Origin of the sequence: Microcoleus sp. N3A4, from assembly GCF_036701805.1 — a bacterium.
In the GTDB taxonomy this organism is placed as follows: Bacteria; Cyanobacteriota; Cyanobacteriia; order Cyanobacteriales; family Microcoleaceae; genus Microcoleus.
Genome location: NZ_JAUBRJ010000032.1, coordinates 23,918 through 45,022, shown reverse-complemented (window position 1 = coordinate 45,022; position 21,105 = coordinate 23,918). Strand labels below are relative to the sequence as shown.

Genomic DNA, 21,105 nt, shown 5'->3' with positions numbered 1-21,105 from the left:
GCCTTGCTGACTTTGATTTTTGAACCCTGATTTTAAATGCTGAGATTACTTTCGTCGCCCAGCAAGTGTACGTTCTGCTCCCAATTAACACCGTCAAAGGGTAGGATCTGAAAGTGTTCGATGGCATAGTCGTCAAGACAGCGGACGTTGACATCGAAATGATCGGGATGCGATCGGGGGCGATAGAACGAGTGAATGCCGCAAATTCGGCAGAAAGTATGTTTAGCAGTTCCTGTATTAAATGTATAGGTTGTCAAAACATCTTCGCCACTGAGCAAGGTAAAACGTTCCGGCGGCACAATGAGGTGCAAAAATCCTTTCTTTTTACAGATAGAGCAGTTGCAATCAGATGCTTGGTGTTTGTCAACGGCGACAAGGAAGCGGACAGCTCCGCAGTGACAGCCGCCAGAGTAGGTAACAAGTGTTGCGTCCATGTGTGCTTGCTCCAGATCGAATCAATGAACTTACCATTTAAATGATAAAGCTAGTTTCTTCCCCAAGAGCCGCTTGCCAACTGCGGACATCATAGTATAAGTCTTCGAGGGAAATACTGTACAGCGCTTCGGCAAGTTTTTTGTGCAATCGGTTCCACAAACTGAATGTTACCCAGTCCTCTGCTTGCGTCGCGTCGGGAAAATGTCGAGGTAAAGGTTCAATAGTTTCACCTACAGCCTCTAAGATTTGTCCTAAAGAGATTTGAGCGGGCACGCGGGCTAATTGATATCCTCCTTGGGAGCCCCGAACAGATTGGACTAAACCGGCTCGTCGCATTTCAATCAGCAATTTTTCTAGATACGGAGCCGGTAACTCTTGTCGCTTCGCTATCGATTTCACCGATGTCGGGCCGTAGCGAGGTTGCAAACTTAGATCCAGTAATGCTTTGACACTGTAGTGTCCGCGTGTGGTTAACTTCATGGGATTTTAAGAGCGGGGCAAATATTCAGCTAGCTGATAGCTGATAGCTTATGCTACCGAGTTTAGAGATTGCTCGCACCGGCTGCTGCTACTCCTCAAGAAAGACAGCAGGTTGTTAAAAATATTTAGATAATAGTGGTTAACAATTGAGCCGATCGGTGTAATATGGTTTTACGACCAGCTATAAAGCTAAAGTTTCTTGGTCAAACTAAAAACCAACCGAGAAAAAATCCGTACACCAGTTGAATATTTCAGGACTCAGTAAATGGCTAAAAAGAAAAATATCGAACCCCTAGAAGGCGAAGGTCTGATCAAAAAGGTCAAAGACCTAGAGAACCTTACCAAGGAAGAAAAAGCTAGAGCCTGTGGCTACTACACCGTTACCAAGAACGGCGTAGAACGGGTCAACATGATGAAATTCCTGAATGCGCTGATTGATGCAGAAGGCATTCAGCTAGACGGGAAGCAAAACGGCAACGGACGCGGCGGACGCTCAGCCAGCTATCGGATTAGCGTTCAATCTAACGGCAACTTACTGATTGGAGCGGCCTACACCAAACAAATGGAACTCCAGCCGGGAGATGAATTTGAAATCTCTCTGGGACGCAAGCACATTCACCTGCGCCAAATCGATCGAGAAGAAGAAGTAGCCTAAGCCTTTACCACTTGCTTTGACTTCTTGCTTGAACTGGTTAGTTTGACTTCAAGCATTGACTTCAAGCATTGACTGCAAGCAGAGAGTTGGCTCTGAAATCTTTCTGTGCGCCTAAAACAGTATGGCTGCTATAGATGGCAATGGCTCGACAAAAGCCACTGCCACCACTTTATATTTTCCGAGAATAGGTATTCTCGCCCCTCGCTATATCCGTTTGGACAAGCGGGGGATTTTCCGCATAGCTGTTGAAGAGAAGTTCGGCAACGGATGTCAGGGATGGATGTTCGCCAACGGATTGTATAGCCGATTTAACGGATCTAACAGGGGTCGGGAAGAGGTTCGAGGGAAGAAGTAGGTTTGGTTGAGGTAGGAAACCCAACAAAGCAACAAAATGGCGGAGGTATTCTAAGCTAACAGTGCGTTATACCAGTTGAAAAAAATAATGCAACTGTAGCGAAGCTCTAAACCACGATCGTCATCGGTAATTCCCAATTATTGAATTCTTTAATCTCAAATCTAAAATCTCAAATAGTATAAGTCCCGCGATCGCTGCTGATTCTTTTCTCTGGGAAGTGTTTTGAGGGCAAGCAAACAGCGCCGATCGCCCCTAAATGAAATTACGGGTCGGAACAGTTACAGTGTTAGGGAGCAATTAGTCACCTACCTATGCCGTTACTCCGATTCGCGAGCAAAACTTCCCAACAGCCAAAAAAATCCCCCCTGCACTGCGTTCTAGTGGCCTCTTCTGTGATGCAAATCGTCGCCGCAGTTGGGATTGTCGGCTATCTGTCCTTTCGCAATGGACAAATAGTAGTGGAAGACTTCGCCCAGAAATCGATCGCGAAGACGGGAAGAGAGTTGAAGAAAAGCTGACTGCTGTTCTCGAAAATACTCGCTGGGTAAATCAAATTAACGCTCTTCGCGATCGACCGCGCTGAATTAAACTTACAGTTAGAAAGGCCCCAGACTCGGAGAGAGAAGTTCCTCTGGCAGCAAATGCGATCGTTTAAAAGCATTCAGTGGATTTCCTTGGGTGCTGAAAAATCAGGAGACGATCTCGGTATTTGGCCCAACCCTCACGACAACAGCTTGCAAATTGTCGCAGCCTCGAAGTCTACCAAATCTCAGAACATTTACTGCGCTACAGACGGCACAGGCACTCGCACCGCTAAATTAAAGGCAGAACCGGGAACCTACGATGCCCGCCTGCGCCCCTGGTACAAAGAAGCTGTCGCAGCTAACAAACCGATTTGGACGAGCATTTATCCGGTTTTTACTTCCGGGACTGTGTTTATTGCTGCCAGCCAACCGATTCGCGATCGAAATGGTAAATTGCTGGGAGTTAGTGCCGTAGACTTTTGGCTCTCGGAGGTTCAGCAATATCTCGATCGCATCAAGCTTAGGAAAACGGGACAAATTTTCGCGATCGAACGATCGGGCTTGCTGCTTGATGCGATCGAGTCAAGAATCACCCTTTAGAAAGATGTCGGGAAAGCAGCAACGGCAGCGGCTGAATATTTTAGACAGCCAAACTCCTGTCATTCGCACCACTAAATATTTGTACGAACACTTGGGGGGCTGTGGCGACATTAAGCAGCGGCAGCAACTGAAATTTAGCCGAGTTTTTTGGCGGCAATCGACTCTGATAGTAGAATCCTGCTGGTGAATGACTGTATGCTGCAAGCTGCGGGCTATACTGCCGCAGAAGTTACGGGCAAAGATTACTTAGCTGCATTTGTAGCAGAAAGCGATCGAGCCGGATTACATTCGATGTTTGAGCGCTCAACAGCGCGGGATCAAACGGTTAACGAGCACCGCATTCTCACAAAGTGCGATTCCCTACGGGATAGCTGCGCTTCACGAACTTTGTGAGTCGAGTGGCAAGGCAAACCGATGCTTGACGAAGGTGGCCGCCTGGATTTCTTGTTTGGATTTGGGATTGATATTGGCGATCGCAAACAACCATATAGCGGTTCTCAGAAAGATGAGGTACGTTGTTGGGCTTGGGCCCTCAAGCGTCTGGGTGGTTATGTAAGCTGTCTGTCATACCTCATCTTTTTGAGAAAGGCTATAATTAGCCTTGCAAAAAAGCAAAGCTATGTTTCACAAATTAGCGAATACTATTCCCGGAAAACTTTACATATTCGTGCAACATCCCGACGGTTCACTCAATATGGAATATACAGCATATTCCATGTATATGCGGTACACACAATAAGAGTCGTAAGTAAGGTGCGTCGCCACGCATCAATCTGCAAGTTCCATTGAACCTGCTCCGCAGCGACGCACCCTACATAACACGTACCGCACAATATAGCTTTATAGTGTACTTCATGAAGCTGGAATATACTGTATCAGTCCTCTGTGCCGATAAATTCAATAAATAGATCCGGAGGAAATCAAGGACAACTCTGTTTTACTCTGCGAACAAATGCACCCGAACGATAGCCCCAGTCAGTTCGAGGTAATTGTCAAAACTGCGACTGAGATCGAACCATTTTCCCACTAATGGCGGATTGTGATAGCATCGGGAAAACTCAAATGCCTGCCAGGTTATTCTCGACCTGAATTGCGCGAACATGGAGATACTGTTGGCCGCGGTATAATCAGCGATAATAATGTTTTTGCCGAAGTTACAGCGTATTCCATGTATATGTGGTACACACCATATTGTAGTAAGTAAGGTGCGTCGCTTTCAGAGTCAATCTGTAAGTTCCATTAAACATGAGCAGCGACGCACCCTACATAACACGTACCAGACAATATAGCTTTATAGTGTACTTCATGAACCACCGAATATGCTGTATTATGAATCATCTACAATTTGGATTATCAAAAAATACTCGATTTGATTGCTGAAATTGAGCTGTAGGGTGTGCAATTCACACCTTACCTATAAACTTGCTGTCGGGTTCGCCGCATTGCGGATCTAATGACTGATGACTAATGACTGATGACTAATGACTGATGACTGATGACTAATGACTGATGACTAATAACTAATAACTAATAACCAATAGCCAATAACCAATAACCAATAACCAACAACCAATAACTAATAACTGATGACTAATCTTTATCTTGTTTAATGTGTTTTTCTTGTGAAAAAACTCGACAGTTATTGAGGTCAGTAAACAACTGTTCTTCTTGATGCTGGTTTGACATATTTACTAAATTATACTGAACATTTTCTCCATAAATAGTTACAGCAATCTGGCAAACTTCTAAAAAATTAATGAGCCACTGACATTCAGCAGCCGAGTTATCTTGATAGTATTGAATTAATCGAGCGAAACAAAGTTCTAAGTAAGTTCGAGAATGCGGTGAAATTAAAATAATTTTGAGAATTATAATTGCTAGTGTTAAAGGATTTAGTTGAGTGGCAAACATTAGAAATAAGGCTGTCGGTTCCCCGGAATTTTCCACAGTCAAACATTTGATTAGATAATTGCAAGTTCTGAGCTGCAGACCGCTGTTCAAAGTTTCTCCGTCATTTTCGGGATGAAAACTATCTAATATATTAGTTATTTGTTCTTGATAAAGATTAGTACGACGAAAAATCCCTTCGTAAGCAAATAAATACTTAATCAGATATTCCTTAAACTGCTTGTAGGTAATATTTTGACTCTGACTGAGAAAAATATTGGCTAAACTACGATAGCTGAAGGAGCCTCGGTTGACCAAAATTATTTTGATTAAACGTAGGGCTTCATCTCCTAAAAGTGTGGGATTATGATAATTTTTTAATTTGGATGTGGCAGACTGAGAGCGAGAGGTATACATTGCTAGGTCAAACTTATACTTGTTTTTGACCTGCTGGGACAATAGTCTGGCAGCTTGGCGTTCTTCGGGGGTGTTGTTAGCATCTAGATATTGAGCGGCTAGCAAGTAAGGCTGATAGCGAGAAGTCCAGTGATTTTGTACCGGCTGGTAGTCGCCATACTTGAATACAAATAACTTGAGGTCTTGATAGTCTTTGCTGCTGACAAAGTTTGTCAGCCACACTCTGAGTATTTTGAGACAATTGTCCGCGTGGGGTTCACTGAGGGTTCTCTGGCTAATAATTTTAATTAAGTCGCGAGCAAGTTGGTATTGTCTCTGAGTGATCCAGTTATTTAATAAGATGTAACAGCAGCGTTTAAATAAGTTGTTAAATTCTAGTTGACTGTCAAACTCAATAATTGTATATAAAGCTTGAATTACTTTCGGGTTCACTGGAGCAATTTGTTCTATAAATATTTTTTTAAAGTGCTGCAAAACTAATTCGGATGCCGAGTAGTTGATATGATATATAAAAAATTTGTAAATGATATCTTGAGCTGCCGAAACAGTGAGCTCTGAATTTTTTAATTGAGCTGTTGGTTGCTCTGCGGCCTCGGGCAATATATTGTTTGTGAGAGTCGGCAGAACTTTTGACTCTTTTGTTTCGGATTGAGAGGAAACGTCTTGAGATGGCATAGCGTCCTCGCTTAGATGATCGATACACTATTATAATTATCTTCCTTAATTTGCAGCTAACAATTTAGTGCTGTACTTGGCTTTTGGGAAGCTACAGTTAACCCCCCCGATCGCCCTTTTGGTAAGGGGAAATCGAGGGGGTTAACTGTTATCTGTCAAGTATCTGAGAATATCAAGCAGGGTTCGCTTGGGCTCGTTTTTGCAGCAGGCGGGCAATTTCAGCTTTTTCTACAAGTCCGACGAGGACACCGTTTTCACGAATGACGGGGAGTTCTTGTACTTTTAGCTGTTCCAGAAGGGTGACGACTTCGAGGAGAGATAATTCTGGTTTGACTGTTGTGGAAAATTCGATCGGCTTCACGAGTTCTTTAACTAAAACTTCGGGCCAGCGTCCGGTAGTAATGGTTTTGAGGTCGTCAAGGTCGATCGCCCCTACCAATTGTCCCGCATCGTCGGTAACTAGGAACCTGCGCCAGGTATGAGTGCTACCGATCACGTAATTGTTGGCAAATTCTCTGAGGGACAAGTCTTGGGAGACGATCGGGCTTTCGGGGGTCAAAGCATCTGCGGCTGTCAAGCCTGCGAGTTCATTTTGGACTGTGGCATATTGGGCAGATTGACCGGCATTTTGCAGCAAGAACCAACCGATTACTAGATTCCAAATATTGCCGAATATGCCTGTACCGATCGCGATCCAACCAATTATTTGACCGACGCGGCTAGCAAAAATTACGCCTTTGTAAGGGTTGCCGGTAATTTTCCAGACGATCGCTTTGAGGATGTTGCCGCCGTCGAGGGGCAAACCGGGAATTAAGTTAAATAAGGCTAAAGCTAAGTTGATGGAAGCTAAAAGTCCGACGATCGCGGCTGCGGGGCCTGTGAGACCGGCGCCGATGCCGATCGCTGTTAACAAACCGGATAAAAATAAGCTGACCAACGGGCCTGCAATGGCTACCCAAAATGCTTCGGCGGGGGTTTTGGATTCTCTATCTAAATTAGCCAGTCCGCCAAACAGAAATAGCGAAATCGATTTCACGCCAATTCCCTGTTTGATGGCTACCCAACTGTGTCCTAATTCGTGGGCTAAGACGGAAGCAAATAACAGTAACGCTGTGAATAATCCCAGCATCCAGGGCGCTACGGGGCCCAATGCGGGAAACAGGGCAGCTAGTGCACCGCCGTACTGCCAGGTTACTAAACCCAGAACTAGAAACCAAGATGCGTTGACAAAGAAGGGAATCCCAAACAGGTTGCCGACGCGAAATGTACCGTTCATAATGGCTACCTCTGATTTTACGAAGGAGAGGTTTTTCTCTCTGTCTCCTTATCGTAACAAAACGTAACGGCAATGTTAATGTTTCAATTAGGGTGTTATCCGTCTGTGGAGGTTCGGTTTGCGGCAGAATGACCGTCGGCTGCGGTTGGGGCAGCCTGGGATTAAAATCCTTATATCCGTTCTCAGAAAGATGAGGTACGTAGTTGGGCTTTAGCCCTATACGTTATTGTGGTTGTATAATCTGTCAATCATACCTCTTCTTTTTGAGAAAGGCTATATCTCAAAACGGAAGTTCTTGCTATGAGGCTTGAGGAGGATATCTGTTTTAGTTTTCAGTCGGTTTTAACTCAAATCTTGCACCTCTGTCATGGACAGGCAAGATGCCTGTTCCACAACAGATGAATTTTCTTTTTGCACCTCTGTCACGAACAGGCAAGATGCCTGTTCCACAAAAATTAAATTTTATTGTGGGGTGGGCTTCTAGCCCGCCCCTAAAAGCCTGATTGAGAATAGTGCAACCTATGAGTTTCAAGCAGATTTAGCTATAATTACTCACCATAACAATACTTTTGCTGCTAATCATTATGCCAGAATCTTTTTTGCTCGGCCGGCTGCTGCTGCAATTCAACAGCGAAGCGGCTGATATTATTACAGACTTATCCGCTGTTGCTTTAACTCCCGACGGTCATTTGTGGCTGGGTTCCGATGAAACGACTTCGATCGAGCGTTTGTCGCCTGTCGGGCCTCATGTGTTGGGAAAACACAAGAGATTTGCGATCGCAGATTTTATCGAACTTTCGGGAGAATCCGAAATCGATATCGAAGGAATTGATTTCAGCGGCGATTATCTTTGGGTGGTCGGTTCTCACAGCACCAAACGCAAAAAAGCTAAAGGCCAAAACCCCGAAAAAGACATTGAAAGATTAGCACAAATCGAGACAGAAGTCAACCGCTATTTGCTGGCGCGCATTCCTATGAAAGACGGGATTTTGTGCGAGTCAATTTCCCATTCAGACAATCAAAGGGAACAGAAAGTTGGATGCCTTCAGCGGACAGAAACGGGCAATTTGCTGACAGACGCGCTCAAAAATGACAGCCACCTCGGTCTATATTTATCTGTGCCGGTTCCGAGTAAAGAAAATGGCTTTGATATTGAAGGGTTGGCGGTGCGGGGCGATCGCATTTTCCTCGGTTTGCGAGGGCCGGTGCTGCGGGGTTGGGCGATAATTTTAGAAATAGAAGTTGAAGAGGTAGAACCGGGAGTTTTAAGGCTTAAGGCAATTGGGGAAGGAGGGAAATTGTACAAGAAACATTTTGTCGATCTGAACGGTTTGGGCGTGCGAGAATTGTGCTGGAATGGGGAAGATTTGATTGTTTTAGCCGGGCCGACGATGACTTTATCTGGGGCGATGAGGGTTTTTCGGTTAAAGGGAATTTTAGGGCGATCGGGCGACAGTATTACTGGGCAAGATGGGGGAGATTTGGAGGTATTGTTGGACTTGCCTTTTAAGGTTGGTGCGGACAATGCTGAGGGGTTGTCGCTGTTTCCGTATTTGGGGGGGCAGAATTCGCTGTTAGTGGTTTACGATTCGCCGGATGCGGGGAGAATGGTTGAGGGAAATTCTATTTATGCGGATGTTTTTAGGTTGGGTTTGTAGTAGTAGGGTACGTCATAACGGGAGATATTTGGGCTAATTAATCAGCCATGAACTGACGCACCATGCGATTAGGAAGGTGCGTCAGATGGAATTTTTCCGAGAATTAATTAGACATTAACTGACGCACCCTACAAGTGGGGTTAATTGTCGATCGCATCCATTCCCCGCCGCTGGCTGTAGCGTTTCAATTCATCAATTAAGTGAGTATCGTTAGAAGCTGTTCTCGCGCCGGCTTCCGCCGCCCAGCGCTTCAAATCTTCAATTTGCGATCGCGCGATCGCAGCTAAAGGTACTGTATCCTCGATCGACCTCAAAATATCCTCGGTCATCAAATCCCGGCGCTGTCCGTTGACAAACGTGCCAAAGGCTCGGTACAATCCATCTATTACCACTTGCTCGATTTCTGCACCGCTAAAATTCTCAGCGCACTTCGCCAAAACTACCAAATCAAACTCGCGCAATCTAGTAGGCCGCAGTCGCTGTAAATGCACCTTAAAAATATCTTGCCGTTCCGATTCTGAGGGCAAATTCAAAAAGAAAATTTCATCAAACCTGCCCTTTCTCAGCAACTCTGCCGGCAAAATCCTGACGTTATTTGCAGTTGCGACAATAAACACCGGACTGGTTTTTTCCTGCATCCAAGTGATCAAACTGCCGAATACCCGGCGCGAAGTTCCCGAATCGCCGTCGCTACCGCTGATAATGTTGCCGAATGCTTTATCTATTTCATCGATCCACAAAACGCAAGGTGCGATCGCCTCTGCTAATTGTATCATTTGTCTGACGCGGCTTTCGCTTTCCCCGACAATGCCGCCAAACAACCTCCCAGTATCCAACCGCAACAGCGGCAAACGCCATTCGCAAGCAATAGTTTTCGCAGATAAAGATTTGCCCGTTCCTTGAATTCCTACTAACAAAACTCCTTTCGGATTCGGTATACCGTAGCGTCGCGCTTCGTCAGTAAAAGCATCTTGCCGCATCTTTACCCACTGTTTCAAATTCTCCAAGCCGCCCACACTTTTCAGGGATTCTTTGGAGTTGAAAAACTCCAAAATTCCCGTCTGGCGAATTGCTTGCTGTTTTTCCTCCAAAACTCCGTCAATATCTGACTCGTTAATTTGCTGTTTGGCGGCCAAAGCTTTAGCCAAAACCCGCCCGATTCTAGCGCGACTCAATCCCTGACAAGCTTTAACCAACTGTTCCCTTGCTAAACCGCTAACTTGCAACTGTTGCGGCTTTTCGACAACGTGGGAAATTAAACTGTCGATTTCTTGTACGTTGGGCAAAGGAAAATCAATTACTGTGACTTCTTCTTTCAATTCCTCCGGCAATTCCAGCGTGTGAGAAGTGAGAACTATAGTTTTTTTGCTGCGCTTCAATTCTCGCGTTAAATTCCGCAATTCCCGCACTACCGCCGCATTTTTTTCGGTGTAGGGATATTTTAAAATTGGGTGCAAATCCCGCAGGACAAATATGGTATATTCTTCAACAACAGTCTTGCCAATGCGATCGAGCGCCGCCATTACCGAACCTTTCCCAGAACCGTTATCCTCCCAGCCGCGCACGATATCCCAGAACAACACCCGGCGTGCGGGAGTTACTTGCAGCGCTACTTGGGCAATTACAGCTTCGACGGGTTCCTCTTCGGCGCCGACAATGTACAGCAGCGAATAGCGGGCGCGAATCATCAAATCTAGTCGCTTTACCAGTGCCTCGAAAGGGTTATTTTGACTGCCCTTGACGGCATCATTTTTTCTAGCAGGGGGGGAATATTCTGTCATTTTATTTGATATCTTAGATGTAAATTCCACTTTATTAAAAATTGTGTTTGCAGTCAGGACTTTAGTCCTTAAAATGATTTAACTGAACTAAAGTTTTGTAGTAAGGACTTTAATCCTTAACAACTATTTAACCGGACTAAAGTCCGTACTGCAAACGTTAAAATTATAACAGAATAGTACGCAATTAGCTATTTAGGAACTTTTCGAGCTTGTTTCACCATTTCAATGAGAGTGTGGTGAGCATCTTCGGCATCTGTTAAAGTGCGATCGAACTTAACTCTGACAGGCACTGTTTCGCCATTGATTTGAGCGGTTAAATCCATGCCGTTCGCATCAATAGCGAGCATTTGAGCTTCGGTGGCCTCTGGTTGGCCGCCAAATGCTTGAGCGTACAGCACTACAGCACTAGCGTGGTCTTCGTTCATGTGAGTGCAGATGCGATCGCTAATCTCAGTGGAAAACTGTTCTGACATGGGAGATTCCTCAGATGCAATATCGATCGATTGTACTGCAAATCGGAGTAGACCAAATACTTCGGAATTTGCTAATATGAAATTCAAATGATTTTAGCGAAAGTCCAATCGATGCGTAAATTTGTTTGTTATCGAGGAACTGTACGCACGTTATCTCTCAATCAGCACTCAGGAAATTCTTGGAAAAGTATCCTGATGCCGAAACAAGTCCGCGCTCTTGGTACAAACTAGCAACAACAGTAGGGCAAAATATTTCATAAATTAAGTAAGTTTAAAAAATTCAACAATAATAAATTTATGCTATACTTAAGTTCTAATTTTTAACCCCAGATTCACCTATGCCAACTTTAACTGATATTGGCACTCTCATCATTTCCACACCAGAAACCTGTGGAAATCGCCCCCGCATCGCAGGCACTAGAATAACAGTTCAACGAATCGCCGTTTGGTACAAAATGGGGATGAAACCCGAAGAAATTATTGCAGAAATTCCCCACTTAAATTTAGCACAAGTTCATGCAGCATTAGCTTACTACTACGCTAATAAAGAGCAGATAGATGCCGATATTGCGGTTGAAGAAGCTGAGTGCGATCGCTTAGCCAACGAACACAAAGTGGGGAGTTAATCTTGAGCCAAATTCGTTTATATTTAGATGAGGATATTCTGGAACGTTCCTTAGTCAAAGCGCTCCGAAATGCAGGAATTGATGTAGCCACTACTGCTGAAGCGAATAATCTCAGTTGCACCGATGAAGAGCAATTAATATGGGCCACTGCTCAAGGGCGAGTTATCTATACTTTGAATGTGGGAGACTTTTGTCGCTTGCATAAAATGTATATGGAACAAGGTCAGGAACATTCAGGAATTGTAATGGGCCGACAAAGTTATTCGATTGGGGAACAATTGCGAGGATTTTTGAGGTTAATTTCTACAAAGTCAGCAGAAGAGATGATCGCTCAGCAAGAGTTTCTGGGAAATTATATGGACTAGCAATAATCGTTGTCGGCATCTATCGAAATAATTAGATACCCTGACTTCTTAAAGAAGTCAGGTATCTGAGTATTCTATCCTACAAACTGCACAGCCTAACTAAAAGATCGATCGTCAAACGGCAATTCACCAAACAGCGAATCAATATCAGCCTCAGAATTCGCAACAGGGGAATTAGCGCGAGATTCCGGTGGCTTCACCGAATTAACCTTGGCTACCGGTAACTTGGCCGCAGGTTCCGATTTCGGTAACTTAACTACAGGTAATTCCCCGCCATTGTCTCCATTTTTGCTCGTTTGATTCCACATCATCATCCCCAACAAACCGTCAACTAAACCCCCACTGCTACCGTTGCCGCTAACCGCAACATCCGGCACAACTCGCACGTTGCGATCGCCTATAATTTGCATTAACTGCAAAGCCGTATAACCAGAACCTCCCAAAGCCACAACACCCGCGCGATAAGCTTCAGCTTGAGCATTTCCCTTCACCCGAATCGACTCAGCTTCGCCTTGAGCTTGTTTCACCTGAGAATTCGCTTTCAACTCAGAAATCTTCACGCCTTGTTCCGATTTTACCATCTCTTGTTGAATCTCGGCTAAAGCAGTTTCCCGCACCAATTGTTGCCGCTGAGTTTGTGCTACTTGCTGCACCTCATAAGTCTTGCACTGTTCCTCGGCAATTTTGCGATCGGTTTGAGTTTGCATCAACTCTGCAGGCGGCAAAATATCCCCGATCAAAGTATCAATTGCTTGCACGTCGTAGGTACGCAAAGCTGCTTTGATATACTCGGCGGCTTCCGCTTGCCTGCCGCTTCTTGCCGAGAGAAAATCTAATACAGAATAAGCTTGAGCAGAATTGCGGAAATAATTGCCAATTGTCGGTTGCAAAACGTGGTCAACTAAATTCTGCATCGAACCGACACGAGAGATGACTTTCGGAGCATCCAAGGCTCCAACGTGAATAATCTGAGCTACTTCTAAATCAAAGGCAAATCCGTCTTGAGAACGCACGGTTAAAGACGAAAGTTTAGAATCGTAACTGTGCCTTTCTGTTTTGCCAGACCAATTCAATACTATATTAGTAGTCGGCACTAACTCTACTTTCAAAATGCGAGTATTCAGCGGATGTTTCCCCGGATAAAGAGGAGTCACCCACACCCCTTTATTGCCGACATTCACTAAATTTCCGTGAGTGAAAGCAGCGCCGCTCACATCTTCCGAGGTTTTGCCGACATAAGAAATCACCGCGCCGACATAGCCGATCGGGATTTCGGTCATCGCCACTTGGTCAACCCCGACAAACCAAGGATTTAAGTTCCACGAACCGGAAAGCAAAACCTGTTCCTGCAAACCGCGCCGCCCGCCAGCGGCGATAAATTTTTGCGCGTTTTGGAAGTTGTCGTGATTCGGAATAATCGGGCCAGCAATTTCGCCATCTTGAATCGGAACGCCGTCAAAAGTTGTGACAATTCCCACTCTATCTGGGGCAATTGTGTACAGCTTCAACTGTTCGGCTGTCATCCCGTGTTTGGTAGCGTTTGCTGCTGTAATTACTGTAAATAATGCTGTATTAATTCGATAGCTACCGCCAGTCACGATGCCGAGTTGCCTACCTTTTTCGCCGCCCCCAAGGAGGAATTTGCGAGCATCTTGAAAATTGTCACATTCTGTGATTTTTCCGAGGATGCGCTGCGGCGGAATTGACGCGCCACCCGCTGCGATAATTAGGGCAATTTCACCTTGGGGAACCACAGTTAGAGACTCTTTGCGAACGTTGTATTGCAAAGGCCAATAACCCCAGTGCCAACCGGGAGGCAAAGTATCAGCTTGATATCCAGCTTCTCCGTTTAAGGCAATTAAATCTCCGGGCGGTAAAGACTTGCCGCCGAAGCTAAAGTTTTTACTGACAATGCCAACTTCGCGATCGCCAATTACTACCAATCCGCCAAAAAATAGTGGCAGCACCAGAATAATTATCATACTGCCGATCGCGATCGGGATAAATCCGCCCGGTTCGAGCTGCATTGTCTGCACGGGAACAGTGCTGCGTAACTGCCCTAACTGCAAGCTAGAATCAGGTTTTGCTGCTAGCTGAGTCGAAGTTTGTGCTGGGGGGATATCGCCAGCCGCAGTTACTGGCGAGGGTTTCAAAGTGCTAATTGCACTGAGAGCTAAGGAAGCCGAAACAGCGGCTGCTAAATGTTTTAAAATCCGAACTTTGACTTGAGATTTGGACAACAATGAATAAAGCATTTTTTTGAGCAGGGCTAATTTGTCCTAGGAGTTCCAGCTTAGCCTTACTAAAAAGTTTTTACCTAAAGCTTAAGGTCTTATTTATCATTATTTGCCGTCATAATAGTCATATTTTTTAGTAAAAATACTTAATATAAAACTCAAAAACCATCAGTCATCAATCAAGGCGTAAGGTTCGCAGTGCACACCCTAGCGATGACTAATGACTAATGACTAATAACTAAGCACTCTAAACAAACTGACCCGTTGTGGTCGATCGCACGCGGCGAATCCCAATCACCGACGGCATCGGCGATCTGCGCGAATCATTAGAGATATTACTCGGCCACAAACTGCCGCGAGAAACACTGCGAGTTTGATTAAAAACCGCACCGTTTAAATCCAACATTTCAATTTGCCGACTCAGTACAGTACCATCATCGATCGGGCAATCTTCCCCCGGATGCTGCACCGAAATCACCAGCGTATCTCCCACAAAAGTCGGCCCCGTCATTTCGCACCGATTCGGCCCTTGAGCAAACGGAATTACACTTCCCGCATTCGGGCCGGAAGTCGGAATATAAAACAGCCAATTGTTGCCGAAAACACCAGTAAAATCCGAGACATTTCCTGTCTTTTTGTGGTCGATCGCCGTTGCCTTTCCAACACTCCCTACGTCAAAACCATTGTGCGTGGGAGTAGACATATCAGTGACGCCCCAAACATTACCTTGAGTGTCAAAAACCAAATTGTCCACACTAGCAAATCCCGCCCCAGCTACCGAACCCGCTTCTCCACCTTGAGCAAAACGCTGCCAGCGGAAAGTCAAACCCGCACCGTCGGAACTATCTTCAATTATTTTGTAAATTCCTCCAGACTGCTGAGTGCTGTTGAGGGCGGCAGTGTATTTAGCAACAGTAAAAATCCGAGAATCTGGATAACCGTCGCTACCCGGTGCGCCGTCAGTATAGGAAATGAAAACTTCCTTAGTAGTAAGATTAATTTCCAAATCTTCAGGCCGCGCCGTCGGAGTACCGCCAATCAAATTAGCGGCATGAAAAGCATCAACTAAAACCGCACCTTGGCTGGTGTAGAAATTAGCAAGACTTTTATTTCTGTAGCCCGGAAGTGCTGTTGCTTCATTAGTTGTATCCATCACAAAAGAACCGCCGTCTTCGGTTTGACCTGCAATTCCGGCGCGTTTGGGGAAGCGAGTATTCGCATCTCTTTGAGCCTTGCCAAAACTGGCTAATTCCGCTTCGCCGACTTTAGAAGGACTCACTGGATTCGTCGGGCTATTTAATGCCAGCGGCAGCCATCTTCCCGCACCGTTACGGTTGTATTGGGCAACGTACAAAGTGCCGTCTTCAAATAACCGGCTGTTCGTTTTATCAGCGGGATTTGCGATCGTGCCGCTGCTGACAAATTTCCAGGTGTGTCCGCCGCGCCGATCGTCCCCCATGTACACTACTAACTTGCGCCCTGCCTCGGCGCGAATCGCGACGTTTTCGTGGCGGAAACGGCCTAAAGCCGTGTGTTTGCGGGGGCGGAAACTCGGATCTTGAGGATCGACTTCTACCATCCAGCCGTATTTTTCGCCGACTAAGCCGAATTCCTCGCCCGTAGTGCCCTTGGCGTAGCCGGTTTGACCGCCGTTGGGTTTGATGTTTTCCTGAACTCCGACGAAGAATAGTTCGCTACCTTGGAAGTTTTCTTCGGCGGAGAGGATTGTGCCCCACGGGGTTGTGCCGCCGGAACAGTTGTAGGCTGTACCGATGATGCGGTTTCCCAGCCCGTCGCTGTTGACTTGCGCGAAGACTTGGGTAGCAGCAGGGCCCGTGGCTGTAAGATATTTGTCGTCGCCTTGTCTGGTTCCCCAGGAGGTGACTGTTTTGTATGTGTCGGAACGTTGGCTGTTGATTCCGAGGCCGGAAAGTCCGTGGATGCGTCGGTTGAGGGGGTCGCGGGCGATCGCCCCAAATCTGCCGTTAGACTGTTTGGTAATGCGGACGATCGAACCACCAAGATTGTAGAGGAATTCGCCGAGGGTATCGCGATTCTTTACCGATAAGTCTATACCGAGGACGGCGCGATCGGTTGCTGGAAATGATGCCACATCTGACGGCGCTTCCGGCGCTACTTTCGACATCGGGAAGGATACGTACTCGTGGTTAACCCAGAGATAGCCGTCGTCACTGCTGCCGCGAATCCCTACAAAGCCGGTGTAGTCGTTGTTGTAACCGAAATAGTCTGCCGGATCGGGGAAAACTCGATCGCCCCAGCGAAGAATCACGTACCGTTCGTATTCCGGCGGTACAACCACATCGTCAACCACGCTATAGCTGGTTAATCGAGTATTCTGCGAGGCCGCCATTACGGTTCCCTGTCCGTTTGGGGCGATCGGCATAAAGCTCGACAATTCTTGATAAACTGGCAGCGGGTGAGGAAGTCTTAACGGAGTGAAAGATAGCGGCCCTACAACAGCTTCCGCCGAGGTGGAATTGATGCCGAATAGTGTTTGAGTTAGTTGAGGGGCAAGCACAGTGGTAGCTGCACTGCTGCCGAAGAAAATTAGCAATTGTCGGCGACTTATTTTCGACATAAATTCCTTTTCAACCCAACATCCCTAATCATGATTTACGTAAAAATTTATCACTCTTAAATTAAGGGAAGTTAACCTAAAGGTTAATTAAAATAGGGAGATATTTAGGTTAATAACAAGTTAAATATTGTAATTGGCAATTGGTAATTGGGAATAGAGAGAGAGATTCAGGAAAAAATATCTATCCGTGTATCCGTGATTTCCGTGTCGTGCTGTTGGTTATTTGTTATTTGTTATTTGTTATTTGTTACCCATGCCCCATGCCCCATGCCCCATGCCCCATGCCCCATGCCCCATTACCAATATTTCAATCATCTCGAAAACCCGGATCGTTTTGTCGGGATGTCGATCGACTGGGCGCAGGTGCATTCATCGCTTGCGAAGACCCTGAATTTGCGGGCAAAATATTGCTGTCTCTGAATCCCAGCAGCAATTTAGCATCGGCAAAATATCTAGTCCACTGTTCGATTCTCGCATCTTTCTGCCAGTCGCGGCGGGATACTCTCGATCGCAAAACCGGAACTCTTTGTCGGCTGCGATCGGCTGTAATGATGACTGTAACTTCTGTTAATGCCGGATTTTCTTGAAACGATCGGGCGATCGACTCTTTCGCTAAATCTTCCGCCTGCTGCACCAAACTCGCAAAAGATTGACTGCCGTCCGAATCTAAGGTAAGGTAGCGCTCTTTTGTTTCAGCCAAACCTATCGATATACTTGCTGTTAAACTGATAATTGCTAGAATGACGGCTGACAATAAGCGTATGTACAAATTCATTATGTTTGAAACTAAATACTAACACTTGTCAATGATAGTTAATAAAAATTAACAGACAGTTAACCTTAGATTAAAATAATATTTTGTGTCACCATATTTCCGCTTAACAGGCAAGATGCCTGTTCCACAACAAGTGCCTTTTCTTGTGGGGTGGGCATCCTGCCCGCCCATAGAATGGTTATTGATAATGGTGCAATATCTCAGTTTTACTCGAAATACTTGTCAGTAGCAAAGGATGTCGATAAACCAGCCCCCGCGTTACTCTTCATTATTCCTTTAACATCAGAAGGAACGCTGGATAATTAATCCGTGTATCCGTGTCAAAATCCGTGTCGTGCCTTCCCTCTTCTTTATGAAATCAACAAAATGTGCGATCGCCCTCGGTAGCAACTTAGGCGACTCCTTCGCCACACTCAAAAGCGCGATCGCCACCCTCAACAACACCCCAGGAATAGCAGTAAAATCTCATTCAAGCTGGTATCAAACCGCCCCCGTCGGGCCGCCCCAACCCGATTACATCAACGCCTGTGCCATCCTAGAAGTTGCACTGCAACCCGAACAATTGCTAGCAAATTTATTAGAAATCGAGAGAAAATTTAATCGAATTCGCCGAGAAAAATGGGGGCCGAGAACTCTAGACTTAGATTTGCTGCTGTACGACAATTTAATCCTAGAAACTCCGACACTGACTCTACCTCATCCCCGGATGACCGAAAGAGCTTTTGTATTAGTACCTTTAGCAGAAATTGCCCCGGATTGGGTGCATCCGGTGACGAAAAGTGCGATCGTCCAACTCTTGCAAACCGCAGACTGTTCTGGAGTGCAAAAATTGCCCTTGTAAAAATTGAGTACAATTCACAGATCGTACCAGTTTCAAAAAAAATGCAACCGTAGGTAAGCTCAAACTGTGATAGTCATCAGTCATTCCCAATCTAAAATCTAAAATCTAAAATCTAAAATCGTATTAGATCGCCTATGATGTCTTAAATCGGTGCAATCAAACATTATTCGCTTCTCGCTTATGTCGATCGGTCAAGAACTACCCCAACTCCTCAAACAGCGCCTATTTTACCAAGGGCGCAAATTTAACTTTGACGTAGCCACCCTCCGCCTTCCCAACGGTTCCGAAGGCGACTGGGAATGTATTCGCCACCCCGGGGGAGCACTTGCAGTTCCCGTCACCCCCGACGGTAAACTCGTCTTAGTACGCCAATACCGCTTCGCCGCCAAAGGGCGGATTTTAGAATTTCCCGCAGGTACAGTCGAAATCAATGAAAGCCCCGCCGAAACTATCAAACGCGAAATCGAAGAAGAAACCGGATATCGCGCCGGAAAATGGCAGAAATTAGGGCAATTTTTTCTCGCCCCCGGTTATTCCGACGAAATCATTTATGCTTTTTTAGCCCAAGATTTGGAAAAACTAGAAAAGCCCCCGGCACAAGATGATGATGAAGACATTGAAACAGTTCTATTCACTCCAGAAGAATTAGAAAAAGCTATCTTAGCTGGCGAACCAATTGACGCGAAATCAATTTCTAGCTTTTTCTTGGCGCGTCCATTTTTGACTTAAATAGGACTGACGAAAAAAACCCGGTTTCTGATAATAATCGTGCATCAAGCCGATAAATATTAACTTAGAAACCGGGTTTTTGACCCCGCGTGTGTCCAGGACTGTAAAATCTAAAATCTAAAATCTAAAATCTAAAATCGAATGTCAGATCTAATTTTATTTTGGCACCGCCGCGACTTGCGTATTTCTGACAACATCGGACTGGCAGCAGCGCGCCAGCAAAGCCCGAAAGTAGTCGGGATTTTTTGTCTCGATCGCAATATCCTAAATCGCGATGACGTAGCGCCAGCCAGAGTCACCTACATGATCGGCTGCTTGCAAAAACTCTCCTCGCGTTACAGGGAAGCAGGCAGCCAATTGCTGATAATTCAAGATGACCCGAGTCTCGGAATACCGAAATTAGCAACAGCTATAAATGCCAAAGCAGTATTTTGGAACTGGGATGTAGAACCCTACGCAAAACAGCGCGATCTGTCCGTATCAAACGCCCTCCAACAAGCAGGAATTAAAGTTCAAAATTTCTGGGATCAAGTCCTGCACGCCCCAGATGAAATTCGCAGCGGTACAGGGACTCCCTACACAGTTTATACACCATTTTGGAAAAAATGGAACAGCAAACCCAAAGCCCAACCAGTAGAGACACTGCCGATAACATATCTGGAATTAATGACCGGATTAACCGCAGAAGAACAAGAACTCGCCAACCAAGCAGGTGCAATTGAAACACTGCCAACTGCTTCTAGTTTGGGATTTATTTGGGAAAATCCATTAGTAATAGAACCCGGAGAAGATGCAGCGCAACAAAAATTAGAAGAATTTTGCGATCGGGCAATTTACGAATATCAAGAACAGCGCAATTTCCCCGCAACTAACGGCACATCTCAACTCAGCGCCGCCCTCAAATTTGGTGCAATAGGCATCCGCACTGTTTGGCAAGCTACCCAGATAGTAATGGAAACTTGCCGCAGTGAAGAAGCGTGCACAAGCATCAGGACTTGGCAACAGGAAATAGCGTGGCGGGAATTTTACCAACACGCCATGTATAACTTCCCAGAATTAGCAGACGGCCCCTACCGTCAAGCATTCAAAGACTTTCCGTGGGAGAACGATGAAAAGCTTTTTCAAGCTTGGTGTCGGGGCAAAACTGGCTATCCTATTATTGACGCAGCAATGCGGCAGTTAAATCAGACAGGTTGGATGCACAATCGCTGCCGCATGATAGTCGCCAGTTTCCTCACCAAAGACTTAATTATTAACTGGCAGTGGGGTGAAAAATACTTCATGCAAAAATTGATAGATGGCGACCTTTCTGCTAACAACGGCGGCTGGCAGTGGAGCGCATCGAGCGGCATGGACCCGAAACCTTTGCGAATATTCAATCCCGCCAGTCAAGCTCAAAAATTTGACCCAGAAGGGGAATATATTCGGCACTGGGTTCCCGAATTGCGCCGCGTTGATACGAAACTTTTGCTAACAGGAAATATTTCGCCTTTAGAACGCCGACTTCTTCCTTATCCCTCTCCGATCGTAGACCACAACGAGCAGCAGCGCAAGTTTAAGGAACTGTACAAGCAGCAAAAAATAGTTTAATAGTTATTGGTTATTGGTTAGTTGTTATTTGTTGGTTGTTATTTTTTGTTTCTAATTACCAATAATTACAAATTACCAATTATCAGTACGGACTGGTTATAATAAACTTAAATAAATCGGAGGTTGA

21 protein-coding genes are annotated in these 21,105 nt (G+C 45.5%); 12 read left to right on the top strand and 9 right to left on the bottom strand.

Annotation, left to right across the window (positions count from 1 at the left end):
• Positions 1-32: 32 nt before the first annotated feature.
• Positions 33-434, bottom strand: coding sequence for a GFA family protein (locus QUA56_RS19145; protein WP_333360420.1), 402 nt, complete (start codon positions 432-434; stop codon positions 33-35).
• Positions 435-471: 37 nt separating this feature from the next.
• Complete coding sequence (locus QUA56_RS19140) at positions 472-915, bottom strand: RrF2 family transcriptional regulator (protein ID WP_333360418.1); 444 nt, start codon at positions 913-915, stop codon at positions 472-474.
• 265 nt (positions 916-1,180) lie between these two features.
• Between QUA56_RS19140 and QUA56_RS19135 the strand changes: the two genes are divergently transcribed.
• The 6 genes from QUA56_RS19135 to QUA56_RS19110 all read left to right on the top strand — a co-directional run bounded on the left by QUA56_RS19135 (position 1,181) and on the right by QUA56_RS19110 (position 3,442).
• Positions 1,181-1,570: an AbrB family transcriptional regulator gene (locus tag QUA56_RS19135; RefSeq protein WP_333360416.1), complete on the top strand. Its 390-nt coding sequence runs from the start codon at positions 1,181-1,183 to the stop codon at positions 1,568-1,570.
• Positions 1,571-1,691: 121 nt separating this feature from the next.
• Positions 1,692-1,925 carry a hypothetical protein gene (locus QUA56_RS19130; protein WP_333360414.1) on the top strand — a complete coding sequence of 78 codons (234 nt, stop codon included), beginning with the start codon at positions 1,692-1,694 and terminating at the stop codon, positions 1,923-1,925.
• Positions 1,926-2,236: 311 nt separating this feature from the next.
• The gene (locus tag QUA56_RS19125; RefSeq protein WP_333360412.1) at positions 2,237-2,443 is read left to right on the top strand and encodes a hypothetical protein; all 207 of its coding nucleotides are present in this window, start codon (positions 2,237-2,239) and stop codon (positions 2,441-2,443) included.
• Between the two features lie 123 nt (positions 2,444-2,566).
• The gene (locus QUA56_RS19120; RefSeq protein ID WP_333360410.1) at positions 2,567-3,049 is read left to right on the top strand and encodes a cache domain-containing protein; all 483 of its coding nucleotides are present in this window, start codon (positions 2,567-2,569) and stop codon (positions 3,047-3,049) included.
• A gap of 4 nt (positions 3,050-3,053) precedes the next feature.
• Positions 3,054-3,236 (top strand): hypothetical protein, encoded by a 183-nt coding sequence (locus QUA56_RS19115; protein WP_333360408.1) that lies wholly within the window; start codon positions 3,054-3,056, stop codon positions 3,234-3,236.
• Positions 3,237-3,244: 8 nt separating this feature from the next.
• Positions 3,245-3,442 (top strand): hypothetical protein, encoded by a 198-nt coding sequence (locus QUA56_RS19110; protein ID WP_333360406.1) that lies wholly within the window; start codon positions 3,245-3,247, stop codon positions 3,440-3,442.
• 1,197 nt (positions 3,443-4,639) lie between these two features.
• Here the strand turns inward: QUA56_RS19110 and QUA56_RS19105 are convergent.
• Both QUA56_RS19105 and QUA56_RS19100 read right to left on the bottom strand, forming a co-directional pair.
• The gene (locus QUA56_RS19105; protein ID WP_333360404.1) at positions 4,640-6,028 is read right to left on the bottom strand and encodes a hypothetical protein; all 1,389 of its coding nucleotides are present in this window, start codon (positions 6,026-6,028) and stop codon (positions 4,640-4,642) included.
• A gap of 172 nt (positions 6,029-6,200) precedes the next feature.
• Positions 6,201-7,304 (bottom strand): site-2 protease family protein, encoded by a 1,104-nt coding sequence (locus QUA56_RS19100; RefSeq protein ID WP_333360402.1) that lies wholly within the window; start codon positions 7,302-7,304, stop codon positions 6,201-6,203.
• A 584-nt stretch (positions 7,305-7,888) separates the two neighbouring features.
• On the opposite strand from QUA56_RS19100, the gene QUA56_RS19095 reads away from it, so the two are divergent.
• Positions 7,889-8,962 (top strand): DUF3616 domain-containing protein, encoded by a 1,074-nt coding sequence (locus QUA56_RS19095; protein ID WP_333360400.1) that lies wholly within the window; start codon positions 7,889-7,891, stop codon positions 8,960-8,962.
• A gap of 140 nt (positions 8,963-9,102) precedes the next feature.
• On the opposite strand, the gene QUA56_RS19090 is transcribed toward QUA56_RS19095, so the two are convergent.
• Positions 9,103-10,743: an AAA family ATPase gene (locus tag QUA56_RS19090; RefSeq protein WP_333360398.1), complete on the bottom strand. Its 1,641-nt coding sequence runs from the start codon at positions 10,741-10,743 to the stop codon at positions 9,103-9,105.
• 188 nt (positions 10,744-10,931) lie between these two features.
• Positions 10,932-11,216 carry a DUF2470 domain-containing protein gene (locus QUA56_RS19085; protein WP_333360396.1) on the bottom strand — a complete coding sequence of 95 codons (285 nt, stop codon included), beginning with the start codon at positions 11,214-11,216 and terminating at the stop codon, positions 10,932-10,934.
• Positions 11,217-11,554: 338 nt separating this feature from the next.
• Between QUA56_RS19085 and QUA56_RS19080 the strand changes: the two genes are divergently transcribed.
• Both QUA56_RS19080 and QUA56_RS19075 read left to right on the top strand, forming a co-directional pair.
• Positions 11,555-11,842, top strand: a complete 288-nt coding sequence (locus QUA56_RS19080) for a DUF433 domain-containing protein (protein WP_333360394.1) — start codon at positions 11,555-11,557, stop codon at positions 11,840-11,842.
• 2 nt (positions 11,843-11,844) lie between these two features.
• Positions 11,845-12,207 carry a DUF5615 family PIN-like protein gene (locus tag QUA56_RS19075; RefSeq protein ID WP_333360392.1) on the top strand — a complete coding sequence of 121 codons (363 nt, stop codon included), beginning with the start codon at positions 11,845-11,847 and terminating at the stop codon, positions 12,205-12,207.
• Between the two features lie 95 nt (positions 12,208-12,302).
• On the opposite strand, the gene QUA56_RS19070 is transcribed toward QUA56_RS19075, so the two are convergent.
• From QUA56_RS19070 to QUA56_RS19060, 3 genes are all read right to left on the bottom strand, one after another.
• Positions 12,303-14,462 (bottom strand): flotillin family protein, encoded by a 2,160-nt coding sequence (locus QUA56_RS19070; RefSeq protein ID WP_333360390.1) that lies wholly within the window; start codon positions 14,460-14,462, stop codon positions 12,303-12,305.
• Positions 14,463-14,691: 229 nt separating this feature from the next.
• On the bottom strand, positions 14,692-17,043 hold the full coding sequence (locus tag QUA56_RS19065; RefSeq protein WP_333360388.1) for a PhoX family phosphatase: 2,352 nt from the start codon (positions 17,041-17,043) through the stop codon (positions 14,692-14,694).
• Between the two features lie 307 nt (positions 17,044-17,350).
• Positions 17,351-17,818, bottom strand: coding sequence for a hypothetical protein (locus tag QUA56_RS19060; RefSeq protein ID WP_333360386.1), 468 nt, complete (start codon positions 17,816-17,818; stop codon positions 17,351-17,353).
• 352 nt (positions 17,819-18,170) lie between these two features.
• Here QUA56_RS19060 and folK point away from each other — a divergent pair, with 352 nt between their 5' ends.
• The 3 genes from folK to QUA56_RS19045 all read left to right on the top strand — a co-directional run bounded on the left by folK (position 18,171) and on the right by QUA56_RS19045 (position 20,978).
• Positions 18,171-18,659 (top strand): 2-amino-4-hydroxy-6-hydroxymethyldihydropteridine diphosphokinase, encoded by a 489-nt coding sequence (folK, locus tag QUA56_RS19055; RefSeq protein WP_333360384.1) that lies wholly within the window; start codon positions 18,171-18,173, stop codon positions 18,657-18,659.
• A 180-nt stretch (positions 18,660-18,839) separates the two neighbouring features.
• Positions 18,840-19,388: an NUDIX hydrolase gene (locus QUA56_RS19050; protein ID WP_333360490.1), complete on the top strand. Its 549-nt coding sequence runs from the start codon at positions 18,840-18,842 to the stop codon at positions 19,386-19,388.
• Positions 19,389-19,529: 141 nt separating this feature from the next.
• The gene (locus tag QUA56_RS19045; protein WP_333360382.1) at positions 19,530-20,978 is read left to right on the top strand and encodes an FAD-binding domain-containing protein; all 1,449 of its coding nucleotides are present in this window, start codon (positions 19,530-19,532) and stop codon (positions 20,976-20,978) included.
• Positions 20,979-21,105: the final 127 nt, after the last annotated feature.